The sequence below is a fragment of the Andreesenia angusta genome, from assembly GCF_001855385.1.
Classification (GTDB): domain Bacteria; phylum Bacillota; class Clostridia; order Tissierellales; family Gottschalkiaceae; genus Andreesenia; species Andreesenia angusta.
Genome location: NZ_MKIE01000001.1, coordinates 146,580 through 159,440, shown reverse-complemented (window position 1 = coordinate 159,440; position 12,861 = coordinate 146,580). Strand labels below are relative to the sequence as shown.

The window sequence follows — 12,861 nt, the reverse complement described above, 5'->3', positions numbered from 1 at the left end:
AAAGCAAAAAAACCGGAACCTCCGGTTTTTTTGCTTTAGAACAATCCGAATACCGATGCAGCTATCAAGAGTATCACAGAAAACACCATACGGTAAACTGCGAATATCCTCATAGGCTTCTTCTTCAGGAAAGATATGAACTTGTCTATAACCACAACTGCGACTATAAAAGAGACCACAAATCCGATAAAAAGGCTTATAATCTCTGAGCCAGTTAGGAGACCTAATCCTCCAAGCTTTACTATCTTAAGAGTGCTCATGCCTATCATCACCGGTATGGCCAGAAAAAACGAGAACTCTGCTGCGACTACAGTGGATAGACCTGCGACCCATCCGCCTATTATAGTGGATGCAGACCTAGACATGCCAGGTATTATGGCAAGGCATTGGAAGCATCCGACTACAAGCGCCTGTTTTACAGTCAAGTTTATCTCGGTTGTCTTTCTGGTCTTTCGTCCAGTCAACTTGTTTTCTGCAATTATCATCAGGACAGCTCCCACAAAGAGCGTTACGGACACAGAAACTGGGTTGAAAAGATACTTTTCCGCTATGTCGTCAAGTAGTATGCCCAGAACTCCTCCAGGGATGCAGGCTATAACTACTATAAGCCAGAATCTGAAGCCAGATTTCTCGTAGCCTACGCTCTTCGGAAAGAAGTTCTTAAGCGTATCTAATATCTTGTCCCTGTAGAGCACAATTACTGCGAGTATTGCCCCCAGCTGTATTACATAGGTGTACATCTCCACGTAGTTTGGTGTTTTTGAAGTGAAGTTCAGTAGGTTTTGGAATATTATAAGGTGTCCCGTGGAGGAGACCGGAAGAAACTCCGTTGCACCTTCGACTATTCCAAGTACTATTGACTTTAATGCTAAAATTACAGTTTCCATAGAATCTCCTTTCTAAAGTTGTCTCTAAATATTATAGATTAAAAATCAGAATACTTAAAGAGCGGTGAAGAAAGAGTTCAAAATAAGATTTAAACAGATATTATTTGGTATCTATATAGTAATACACGAATATACATAGTTTGAAAGGTGGAATTTACATGACAGGGACAGGCAATAGATATACTGAAGAAGAGATAAACGAAATAGTATATAGAAACGAAGATGCAATAATAGAGGAAATAAGGGAGTATATAGTGGACAATATAAGTCTAGAAGGAGTAGGAGATATTGAGTATGACGGAAGGGACTTCTTTGAAAACACGGACACCAAGTTCCTGTTCAACTTAGACAGCGAAGAGCTGTACGAGTATATAGATGGCACGGATATGGGAGATTATTTCAGAGGCCTTGTGCAGTCCGGCAAGATAGTCTCTGTGTACGACTTGAATATGAAAGAACTTGCCGCCTATATAGAGAACGAGATAATATGGCAGGACGAGGAGAACAGAGGATTTATGGAAAAGTACAGGAATAGAGAGCTCACAAAAGAAGAGTACTTTGGAGAGATTGAAATGCTGATATACGACAGGTATATAGAAGAGTATATCTCGGGGGCCAGGCTGACTGTAGAAGAGATTAACATAGTTTAAAGTAACCTGACCGTCTGGAGGCGGTCAGGTTTTTATATGTCCAGATGAGAGCTGAGAAAATAGAACTATTGACATATTCAAAAAAATTAATTACAATGATTAGGGTCTAGTAGCGAATGCCAATATAGAGGCTGCTGGTCGAAAGGAAGGAATTTACTCTTAAAAAGAGAGGGAAAAGCCTTATCTCAACTTCGAAAATACATGTATCTCGATATCGACTAAACAGAAGATAGGAGAATGTAAAGTGGAAACAAATGTAAACGAATACAAGGATGTATTTGGCGAAAAGCTGAGTCCTGTGAAGACAGTAGTAATGGGATTACAGCATGTATTGACCATGTGTCCGGGATCGCTTGCACTTATAATAATACTTGGAACTGCTCTTAACTTGGATGCAAAGACAATAGGTTATCTCGTGTCTGCAAACCTTCTCACAAGTGGAATAGCTATACTGATACAGGTATACGGACTGGGAAGCAAGATAGGTTCTAAGCTGCCCCTTATACTGGGGTCTTCATATGCTCCCCTTGGGGCTATGATAGCTATAGGAAAGGCTTACGATGCACAGGTTCTCTTTGGAGCTATAATAGGCTCTGCAGTTGTGCTGATAGCGCTTTCTTTTGTGCTTGACAAGATACTGAAGCTATTTCCGCCAGTTGTAGTAGGATCTTTTGTAACTCTAATAGGAATAAGCCTTGCACATGTGTCTATGGAGAACATGGCAGGCGGAGCCGGTGCATCCGACTTCGGAAATCCTAGGTACCTTCTGCTTGGATGCTTTGTGGCCGCAGTAGTGGTGTTGGTGGGAAGATTCGGTGGAAAGATATTTCACTCGCTTTCGCTCCTAGCTGGAATGACGCTTGGAACGGCAGTTGCATGGGCCATGGGCATAGTAGATGTGACGCCTGTAATGGAGGCTGACTGGTTTAGAATAGTAATACCTTTCAAGCTTGGTCTTCCAGAGTTCAAGCTAGTGCCTATAGTAGTTATGACTGTGTTCTGCCTTGTAAACCTTATACAGTGCATAGGGGTTTTCTCTGTGCTGGATGAAGTTGCAGGTTGCGAAACTTGCGAGCAGGACAAGATAAAAGGGCTTAGAGGCCAGGCTGTAGCTCAGGCTATAAGCGGAATATTCTGTTCGGTTCCAGGAGCTATGTTTGCTGAAAACGTTGGTCTTATGAATCTGACAGGAGCCAAGGGAAAAGGAGTTATAAAATCTGCTGGATTTATACTTATACTGCTAGGAATAATACCTAAGTTTTCATCGGTGATAACGGTGATACCAAAGCCGGTACTTGGCGGTGCGACACTTGTGTTATTCGGGATAATAACAGCATCTGGAATATCCATACTTACAAAACTGAAATTCACAGAGGACAATAACTCGACTATAGTTGGAACGAGCATGATACTCGGTGTAGCCGCGACTTTCGTAAGCGAAATGTTCCCGACTCTTCCACCGACTGCTAAGATGCTTTTTGGAAGTCCGCTATTTGTGGTGAGCATTTCAGCTATAATGTTAAACTTAATCTTGAATATAAACACTGGACTTGTAAGAGTCAAGTTGAAAAGTGAGCAAGGGGCCTAGCCCCTTGTTTTTTTATTGCCTGTTAATATTGGCTCAAGCTGGGTAAAAAAGACTAAAGAAAAGTGATGCGAGGGGGGATAAAATGACAAGCACATCGACAGCTCTTTCTATGGCTTTTTTTGCAACTTTCGCCATATATATGTTCTTTGGGATATACATACTTTCGCTCAACCCGAGGGAGAAGCTGAATAGAATTTTCTTTGGCGTATGCATGACTCTTTGCATATGGTCGTTTGCGTTTTCGATAGCCAACTCCGCTCCAGTCCACAGCGAAGCTCTTTTGTGGAGAAAAATATCGGCAATAGGATGGGGAACGATGTACAGCTTTTTGCTTCACTTCATATTCGTCTTGACAGAGAAGAAAGAGACTTTAGGCAAAAAGAGAACTTACTTTGCGATATACACCCCGGCTATTATAAACGTATACGCTTTCAGCCTTTACGGGAAAATTGCAACAGAGCGCTATAAGCTTATCAGCACTTCTTTTGGATGGGTCAATACATCACTAGATAGCGGATGGGATTGGTATTTCAACTTCTACTACATGGGCTTTATGATACTCGGCATATTCACTGTGTGGAGCTGGGGGAGAAATGCCTGGGATGAAAGCAAAGCTGGACAGTCCAAGCTGTTGGCAATGTCTTTTATGGTTGCGCTTGTTCTAGGCACAATAACAGAGCAGATATTCAACAAGCGCATACCTGTCTACACACCTCAGATTGCGCCTCTTATAATCCTGATACCTATATCCACAATAGCCTACTCCATAAAGAGACACGGGCTTATGAGGCCGGTGCTGGATCAAAAGCCGATAGGGGAGGAGCGCATACTAAGCGAAAGCATCAGAAAGAGGATATACTACTCCATGGGTGCAATCTACGTGTGCGGAGGTTTTCTTAGCTTTTCGACAAGGTATTTTGTGCATGGATACCCGCTTTACGACGAGTTAAAGTTCAGCGCAGTCTGCCTTCTCATGGGGGCTTCTGTGGTTGGGATAAAAAAACTGAATTTGAAAGCCGATGTACAGGACATGGTATTCATAGCTTTCATCTCAATTTCACTCTTCAGGATAACTTCTAGATATGCTGACAATAGCGCCACGGTTTGGGCAGTGCCCTTTATGTGCATAATTCTCTCGGTACTCTTCAACAAGAGGGGGACTATAGTCTTGCTCGGCTTTTCAACTTTGCTTATTCAGGTCTGGACGTTTCTGAGCGTATCAGAGTCGTATGTCCGCATAGGCTTCTATGACTATGTAGCCAGACTTGCAATAACAGCTGGAGCGCTGGCTATAGCCTTTTTTGTGAACAGAGTCTATGTGGAGAGGTTGAAAGAAAACAAGGAGCAGATAGAGTTTCAGAAAATGCTCTCTGAAATATCCACAGACTTTATAGCCATATCTGAGGACAGCTTTGATGAAAAAGTCATGGACATGCTTCGACTTAGCGGAGAGCACTACGGAGTAGACAGGGTATACCTCTTTATGTGTCCAGGAGACAAGGAGAAGATGCTCTACACGCACGAGTGGTGCGGAGAAGATGTAGAGCTTGTGAGAAAATGGAACCAGGAAATAGAGTTAAAGGAATCTGACTGGTGGACAGCCCAGCTAAAAGACATGGATGTAGTTGACATAGCGGATATAGACGAGTTGCCGGACGAAGCCAGAGACAAGAAGAAGCAGCTCAAGAGTCTAGGAGTCAAATCTACAATAGCTATATCCATAAAAGACAAAGAGAATGTGATAGGCATACTTGGATTTGATTCTGTTAAAAAGAGAAAGAAGTGGAGAAAAGAACATCAAGATGCCCTCAAGATTCTGGCAAACATGCTTTCAGATGCCATTGTGAAAGTAGGCACTGAGAGAGAGATGAACTACATGGCATACTACGACTCTCTTACAGGGCTGCCCAACTTCACGCTGTACAGGAAAAAGCTGAAGAGGGCTATCGAGACAGCCAGAGAAAAGGAAACACTGCTCTGCATGGCACTTATAGACCTTGACTCGTTTAAGTCGGTAAACGATATGATGGGGCATGAGTCTGGGGACGAGATACTTAAGAGGGTTTCACGTAGGCTTTTAGAATGTGTTGGCGAGCACGGAATGGTGGCCAGATTTGGAGGAGATGAATTTCTGCTGATGCTGGACAGCGTTTCCAGCTGCCGAGAGATGGAGAGCGTGCTGGAGTGTGTAATGGACTCATTTGTAGAGCCAATCTCTATTGGAAGTCAAGAGTTCCACATCACGGCGAGTGTAGGAGTGGCGAGATATCCAGATGATGGACATTCGGCTGACGAGCTGATCAAAAACTCGGATATGGCCATGTACTCATCTAAAGACAATGGGAAAAACAGATTTACATTCTGCTCGCTTGAGATGAAGCATGAAACACTTGAGAAAGTCAAGCTGACCAACAGCCTCTACAGGGCATTGGAGCGAGATGAGCTGGCGCTTCACTATCAGCCACAGATAGACATAAGAAGCGGAAAGCTGGTAGGACTAGAAGCTCTAATCAGATGGACTCATCCAGAACACGGGATAGTATCACCTGGGGTTTTCATACCTCTAGCTGAACAGACAGGTCTGATAAATGCAATAGGTGAATGGGTAATAGCGACTGCATGCAGACAGGGGGCGTACTGGCATAAGAGAGGCCTAGAGGGAGTCAGGATGGCAGTCAACCTGTCTGTGGAGCAGTTTAAGTCAAGCAGTTTCTCAGACAGGATAGAGTCCATATTGCTTGACACCGGGATGTCTCCAGAGCTGCTAGAGCTAGAGGTGACGGAGAGCATAGCACTAGACGACAGCTATGATGTCGTAAACACGCTGGAGAAGCTAAGAGAGTCAAATATAATGGTCGCCATAGACGACTTTGGGACAGAGTACTCGTCGCTGAGCAGGATCAAGCTGCTTCCGGCTGACAGGATAAAGATAGACAGACAGTTTGTAGAGAGCTTGGCTGTAGACAAGAGGGACAGAGCCGTGGTCAGAGCCATAATTGAACTGGCCAGAAATCTGGACTTCAAGGTGATTGCAGAGGGAGTAGAGACTGAAGAGCAGGTGGAGTTTCTGAAAAGCCAGAACTGCGACGAGATACAGGGATACTACTACTGTAGGCCACTGCCTCCAGAGGAGTTGGAAAAGAGTGAGATATTCAATCATTAGACGAGGGGCCATGCCCCTTGTTTTTTTTGAAAAAGCATGAGAAGCATGATATAATTAGCTAGGTAAATAATTAATGCGACTGAAATGGAGGATGAATATATGAATTTATACGGACACAAGGTAAACCAGCTTGGAAGGTATTTCAGCAAGGCGCTGAACGAGGGGATAACAGAGCATGGTATCTACTCTTCGCAGTGGGTTGTAGCGCTCTACATCCATATGAACGGAGAGTGCACCCAGTCCGAGCTGGCGGACTATCTCTATGTGGAGGCTCCCACTATAACAAGGACACTTTCAAGAATGGAGAAAGCCGGCTTTATAGAAAAGCGAATAGGGACAGACAAGAGGGAGAAGATAATAAACTTGACTGAAAAAGCCATGGAAGCCTATCCAAAGTGGGAGGCCGTATCAGACAGTTTAGAGAACAAGGCCATAGAGGGGATAGACAGAGCAGAGCTGGAAATCTTTGAAAAGGTAGTGGCCAAGATGATGTGCAATCTGAAGGGGGACATTTAAATATGGAAGGCGACAGCAAGGAGATAGAGAACTTTAAAGTTGGATTAAATAAGGGCTATATCATAAGGCTGGCTGTATTCGCAGCAGGGCTTTTCACGCTTGCACTTGGAGCGGCGATAGTCATAACTGCAGATGTCGGAGTGGCCACATGGGATGTGCTTCATATAGGTTTGTCTGATATCACAGGGCTTACAGTGGGAAGATGGGTCCAGATAGTGGGAGTTGGAATGGTGGCTATTACGGCTTTTTTTGAAAAAAAGAGGATAGCCGTTGGAAGCGTCTTGAACATAGTTCTTATAGGCTTCTTCCTAAATGCCATACTCGGCACAGGGCTTCTTCCAGAGTTCAGGGGGCTTGCTCCAAGAATCATCATGTTGCTTATAGGGATAGTTTTTATGGGAAGCGGATCTGGTATGTATGTGGCATCTGGAATAGGGGCAGGGCCTAGAGACGGGATGACGCTTCTTATAGCCAGGCGCTTTTCCATATCTGTAAGGCTTGCCAGAACGCTGCTTGAAATGGCGGCGCTGACATGCGGATGGCTTGTAGGAGGTCCTGTGGCGCTGGGAACATTTGTAACGGTTCCGCTCTTAGGACCTATAATGCAGTCGTCTCTAAAGTTTTCAAACAGGCAGCTGGAAAAACTGTACAAAGACGACATGGATGGAGAAGCTTAAGTGTTTTTAGTTGAAAGTGGTTTTAAATGGGTATCAAACTACTAGATTATTTGGGATAGGAGGCGTTCAAATGACAATAATTCTTACTGACTTTATAGGGCAACTCTTGGAATACCCTGTGCTTTTGATAACCACTATCCTGACGCTTAGCGTTATAATGGTGAACGGGTGGACAGACGCGCCTAACGCAGTCGCAACATGTGTCGGCACAAGGTCGCTTTCCCCGGGAAAGGCCATAATCATGGCGGCTTTCTGCAACTTTTTAGGAGTTTTGGTCATGACTTTAATAAACTCATCAGTCGTGCAGACTATATACAATATAGCCGATTTCAGGGGAGATACAAAGTCTTCGCTCGTGGCTCTTTGTGCTGCCATGGTGGCTATAGTGCTCTGGGCGAGTGCCGCATGGGTATTTGGAATTCCCACAAGTGAAGGACATGCGCTAGTAGCTGGCATATCCGGTGCGGCCATAGCGCTTCAAGGAGGGCTTTCGGGAATAAATCCAGACGAGTGGACAAAGGTAGTATATGGCCTATTTATATCCACTCTTATGGGCTTTGCATTCGGGTTTGGAGCCACAAGAGCTGTTGAGACGATTTCTAGGAACTTTGACAGGAGAAAGGCGACACCGTTTTTCAAGAAGGCCCAAATAGGCGGTGCGGCCGCCATGGCTTTTATGCACGGTGCCCAGGACGGACAGAAATTCATGGGGATATTTATGCTTGGGATTTTTCTAGTCAACGGCGAGGCTGAAGCGTCGAACTTTATCATCCCCATATGGCTTATGGTACTTTGCTCTGCTGTAATGGCACTTGGGACTTCAATAGGCGGGTACAGAATAATAAAGACGGTAGGAATGAACATGGTGAAGCTGGAGCCGCACCAGGGCTTTTCGGCGGATATAGCGGCTGCCACAAGCCTTTTGTTTTCTTCGATATGGGGACTGCCTGTAAGCACTACACATACAAAGACGACAGCCATAATGGGGGTAGGAGTATCCAGGCGGGTTTCGTCGGTAAACTGGAGTATAGCCAAGGATATGGCACTTGCCTGGGTGCTGACATTTCCAGGATGTGGACTTGTGGGATATTTTATGGCCCATGTTTTTTTGAGAATATTTTAAAGGGAGGGAGCGTCTTGAAATTCAGAAAAAGCAAAACATACGACTATTTAAGCGAGTTTTCAGAGCTGTCTAAGTTTGCAGTTCAAGCAGCAGACTTTCTGAAGTCTACACTCAAAGAATACCAGGATATAGATGTCACGGAGATGAGAGCTGAAATACATGAAATCGAACATGCGGCCGATGATGCAAAGCATGGAATGATGAGAAGGCTGATGAGCGAATTTCTACCTCCCATAGACAGAGAGGATATAATAGGACTTTCCCACAACATAGACGGGGTGACAGACGCCATAGAAGACGTGCTGATTTGCTACGACATGTTCGGGGTCAGCACTGTCTACAGAGATGTCCTTGAATTTGCAGACCTGATACTAGAATGTTGCGTACATATGAACGCAGCGCTTCTAGAGATGAAGAACTATAGAAAGTCAGAGAGCATATTCGACGAGATAGACAAAGTGAATAGGCTCAAGTCAAGAGGTGAAGCCCTATATGTGGATTCCCTCAGAAAGCTCTACCAGGCTTCTGAAGATCCGATTCACATAATGGCATATACGGAGATATACAAGCGGCTCCAGAAGTGCTGCGAAAAGTGTAAGACGGTCACAAACAAGATTGAGAGCATAGTGCTCAAGAACATATAGGTGAGCAGGAAAAAGGAGGTCTAGACTGATTGTCTAGACCTCCTTTTTTCGTATGAAGACGCATAAAGGAATACAGCGCCTCCAACTACGAAGAGTATGAGTATGCTTAAGACTCCATACTGGGACTTGCCTGTAATCTGGCTAAAAAGTCCATAAAGGGCCGGTCCCATTATGGCCGCAAATTTCCCCAGGATATCATAGAATCCGAAGAACTCGTTGGAGCTCTCCTTTGGGATCATCTTTCCAAAGTACGATCTGGAAAGGGCCTGAAGCCCGCCCTGAGATGTTCCAACAAGAACTGTTATAACCCAGAAATCGAAGTCAGTCTGAAGATTGTAGGCCAGTATGCACACAACTATATAGACTGCTATGCCGGACAGAATTATCCTGTCGCTTCCAAATCGCTTTGCCAGAACTCCAGATATCAAAGTGCACGGTATAGTCACTACCTGGGTTACGAGAAGCGCACCGATGAGAGTCAGATTGCTTATCCCCATAGTAGTGCCGTATATAATGGCCATATGGATTATGGTATTAACCCCGTCTATATAGAAAAAGTAAGCTACAAGAAACAGAAAAACGGATCTGTAGCTAGAGATATTCTTTATTGTCCTGTAGAGTGTTCCGAAGCTACTCCTTACAAGATGTGGCTCTTTCTCCTTGGAGTAAACCTGTCTCACATTTTTAAGCATTGGAATCGTGAACACAAACCACCATGCCGATGTTGCAAGAAAAGAGATTTTTATAGCTGGATTGAGGTCTGAACTGAAATCATCTCCCCGTAAAAGAAACAGTATCACGGCCGCAAGGGGGAGTAGGCTGCCTCCTAGGTAGCCTACGGCGTATCCATAAGTGGAGACCTTGTCCATTCTGTCGGAGCTGGACACATCGACTATAAGCGCATCATAGAAAAGATTGGCTCCTAGGTAGCCTACAAGGCTTATCATATAGAAGACAATTATATACCTCCAGCTTGAGGAGAAAAAGAGCATCCCTGTAGCGAAGACGCCCAGATAGAAGAACGTTTTGAAAATCTTCATCTTCATATTGCTGTAGTCTCCCAAGGCTCCTAGAAGCGGAGCGAACAGAGAGATCAGGAGAGTGGCCGCTGACGTGGCATATCCCCAGTAGGAATCAGCTACACTGTTGCTTAGCCCGTAGTCCGCTGTCACAGACTTGAAGAATATGGGGAGAAGCGTAGTCATGACGACCGCTACATAGATGGAATTAGCCCAGTCGTAGAGCATCCAACTTTTCTCCTGCAAAGAGAAGTTCTTAAGCATAAAATCAGTCCTTTAGAATAGTTTTGTGGTCCAAGACTCGCAGTTCCATACGTCTGTAGCTACATCCCTGTAGAATTCAGGCTCATGCGATATGAGGATGATGCTCCCCTTGTAAGCTTTCAGCGCCCTTTTAAGTTCTTCCTTGGCGTCTACGTCGAGGTGGTTTGTAGGCTCGTCCAGCACCAGCAGGTTGGATTCTTTGTTTATCAGTTTGCATAGCCTTACTTTAGCCTGCTCTCCACCGCTTAGCACATACACCTTGCTCTCTATATGCTCTGTAGTCAGTCCGCATTTAGCAAGGGCTGCCCTGACTTCGTACTGGCTCAGTGAAGGGAACTCGTTCCATATCTCCTCTATGCAGGTGTTGTAGTTGGCTTCCTTTATCTCCTGCTCGAAATACCCTATCTGAAGAGACTCACCAAGCTGAACTGATCCCGACAGAGGCACAAGTTCCCCTATAATGCTCTTTAGAAGAGTGGTCTTTCCGATTCCGTTTGCGCCTGTAAGGGCTACTTTCTGGCCTCTCTCCATCCTGAGGTTGAGCGGGCTTGAAAGCGGAGAGTCATAGCCTATCACAAGGTCTACTGCCTCGAATATAAGCTTTCCGGAAGTCTTGCCGTACTTGAAGTTGAACTCCGGCTTCGGCTTTTCACGGGCAAGCTCTATCACGTCCATCTTGTCTAGCTTCTTCTGCCTCGACATGGCCATGTTCCTAGTAGAGACACGTGCCTTGTTTCTGGCCACGAAGTCCTTGAGCTCCGAGATCTCCTGCTGCTGCTTCTTGTAGGCCGATTCGAGCTGCTGCTTTTTCACCTCGTAGACTTTCAGGAAGTCGTCGTAGTCTCCCACGTAGCGGTTCAGTTCCTGGTTCTCCATATGGTAGACCAGGTTTATCACGCTGTTTAGGAACGGTATGTCGTGGGATATGAGTATAAAGGCGTTCTCATAATTCTGAAGATAGTGCTTCAGCCATTCTATATGCACTTCGTCCAGATAGTTTGTGGGTTCGTCTAGGAGCAGTATGTCGGGCTTTTCAAGCAGCAGTTTCGCAAGCAATACCTTGGTCCTCTGCCCGCCACTTAAGTCCTGCACATCTCGCTCGAGTCCCACATCGTCAAGCCCCAGGCCTCTGGCTATCTCGTCGACTTTGGCGTCTATGGTGTAGAAGCCGTTGTTCGAGAGCATGTCCTGAAGTGTCCCGACTTCCTCCATCAGCTTGTCCAGCTCCTCAGGCGAAACTTCTCCCATCTTTCCGTATATCTCGTTTATCTCGTCCTCAAGGTCGAAAAGATATTTGAAAGCGCCCTTAAGCACGTCTCTTACAGTCATACCTTCACTTAGCGCTGTATGCTGGTCTAGATACCCGACCCTTACACGCTTTGACCATTCGACATTTCCCTCGTCGGGCTCTAGCTTTCTGGTGATTATATTCATAAAAGTGGACTTTCCTTCGCCGTTCGCCCCCACAAGGCCGATATGCTCTCCGTTTAGGAGCCTGAAGGACACGTCGTTGAAGATTGCACGGCTTCCAAAGCCGTGGCTAAGGTTTTTTACAGTTAAAATACTCATTTTTCATTTCCTCTCTTTCGCATAGTACATAAGAATTATATATGAGAAAAAGGGGATTGTGAATAGAATATTGACATAGAGAGATTATAGGAGTAAAATTTAAAAGAGAACGGGGGTTTTCTAATGCAGTATTTAAAGGATGAAGTCAGAAACAGTATAGCCCAAGGGGCTTTAAAGGAGTTTATGGAAAAAGGCTACGAAGGGGCTTCTGTCAGGAGCATAGCCAAAGCGTCGGGTACTTCTGTAGGCAATATATATAAATATTTTAAGTCGAAAGAGGATATCTATGAAAACATAATAGGCTCTGTATATGACAAACTAGTTAACTACATCGGCCAGTTTGACGAGGTGGAGCTGAACGAGAAGGCCGAAGCCGTGTTCAACCAGCTGATAGAGAAGCTGATGAAGATCTTCGACGAAAGTAGCCATGAGATATCCACGCTTTTAAATCAAAGCGTGGGCTCGAAATATGAGAACTGCAAGGAGCTCTTTGTGGACTTTATAACCAGGATTGTCACAGAGTCTATGGAGTACGAGCTTTCCAAAAGAGGGAAGAAGCTTGCGGACAACTTCAACATATACCTTGTGTCCCGCAGTTTGGTGGACAGCATCTCCATAATAGTAAGGGAAAAAGAAGACGGCACAGAGGTCAGAAAGCTGGTTCTGAACATGATAGATATATACTACACTGGCTTGGCGGACAAGCTGGAGTGCAAAGACTTGAATTGAAATGTCTCTAAGAGCAGAGACATATTTTTAGA

11 protein-coding genes are annotated in these 12,861 nt (G+C 44.9%); 8 read left to right on the top strand and 3 right to left on the bottom strand.

Annotated features, from left to right (window positions below):
* Positions 1 to 35: 35 nt before the first annotated feature.
* Positions 36 to 887 carry an undecaprenyl-diphosphate phosphatase gene (locus EUAN_RS00770; RefSeq protein ID WP_071060664.1) on the bottom strand — a complete coding sequence of 284 codons (852 nt, stop codon included), beginning with the start codon at positions 885 to 887 and terminating at the stop codon, positions 36 to 38.
* Positions 888 to 1,045: 158 nt separating this feature from the next.
* On the opposite strand from EUAN_RS00770, the gene EUAN_RS00765 reads away from it, so the two are divergent.
* From EUAN_RS00765 to EUAN_RS00735, 7 genes are all read left to right on the top strand, one after another.
* A complete protein-coding gene (locus EUAN_RS00765; RefSeq protein WP_071060662.1) occupies positions 1,046 to 1,537 on the top strand; it encodes a hypothetical protein in 492 nt (163 codons plus the stop codon).
* Between the two features lie 244 nt (positions 1,538 to 1,781).
* A complete protein-coding gene (locus EUAN_RS00760) occupies positions 1,782 to 3,125 on the top strand; it encodes a uracil-xanthine permease family protein (protein WP_211266229.1) in 1,344 nt (447 codons plus the stop codon).
* An 82-nt stretch (positions 3,126 to 3,207) separates the two neighbouring features.
* The gene (locus EUAN_RS00755) at positions 3,208 to 6,288 is read left to right on the top strand and encodes an EAL domain-containing protein (RefSeq protein WP_084655628.1); all 3,081 of its coding nucleotides are present in this window, start codon (positions 3,208 to 3,210) and stop codon (positions 6,286 to 6,288) included.
* 99 nt (positions 6,289 to 6,387) lie between these two features.
* Positions 6,388 to 6,804, top strand: coding sequence for a MarR family winged helix-turn-helix transcriptional regulator (locus EUAN_RS00750; RefSeq protein WP_071060660.1), 417 nt, complete (start codon positions 6,388 to 6,390; stop codon positions 6,802 to 6,804).
* A gap of 2 nt (positions 6,805 to 6,806) precedes the next feature.
* On the top strand, positions 6,807 to 7,481 hold the full coding sequence (locus EUAN_RS00745; protein ID WP_071060658.1) for a YczE/YyaS/YitT family protein: 675 nt from the start codon (positions 6,807 to 6,809) through the stop codon (positions 7,479 to 7,481).
* 70 nt (positions 7,482 to 7,551) lie between these two features.
* A complete protein-coding gene (locus EUAN_RS00740) occupies positions 7,552 to 8,604 on the top strand; it encodes an inorganic phosphate transporter (RefSeq protein ID WP_071060657.1) in 1,053 nt (350 codons plus the stop codon).
* A 14-nt stretch (positions 8,605 to 8,618) separates the two neighbouring features.
* Entirely contained in the window at positions 8,619 to 9,248 is a 630-nt protein-coding gene (locus EUAN_RS00735; protein WP_071060655.1) for a DUF47 domain-containing protein, read from the top strand.
* A 20-nt stretch (positions 9,249 to 9,268) separates the two neighbouring features.
* On the opposite strand, the gene EUAN_RS00730 is transcribed toward EUAN_RS00735, so the two are convergent.
* A complete protein-coding gene (locus EUAN_RS00730) occupies positions 9,269 to 10,513 on the bottom strand; it encodes an MFS transporter (protein WP_211266228.1) in 1,245 nt (414 codons plus the stop codon).
* Positions 10,514 to 10,543: 30 nt separating this feature from the next.
* Complete coding sequence (locus EUAN_RS00725) at positions 10,544 to 12,100, bottom strand: ABC-F family ATP-binding cassette domain-containing protein (RefSeq protein ID WP_071060652.1); 1,557 nt, start codon at positions 12,098 to 12,100, stop codon at positions 10,544 to 10,546.
* A 123-nt stretch (positions 12,101 to 12,223) separates the two neighbouring features.
* Between EUAN_RS00725 and EUAN_RS00720 the strand changes: the two genes are divergently transcribed.
* The gene (locus EUAN_RS00720; protein ID WP_071060649.1) at positions 12,224 to 12,829 is read left to right on the top strand and encodes a TetR/AcrR family transcriptional regulator; all 606 of its coding nucleotides are present in this window, start codon (positions 12,224 to 12,226) and stop codon (positions 12,827 to 12,829) included.
* The last annotated feature ends 32 nt before the right edge of the window (positions 12,830 to 12,861 follow it).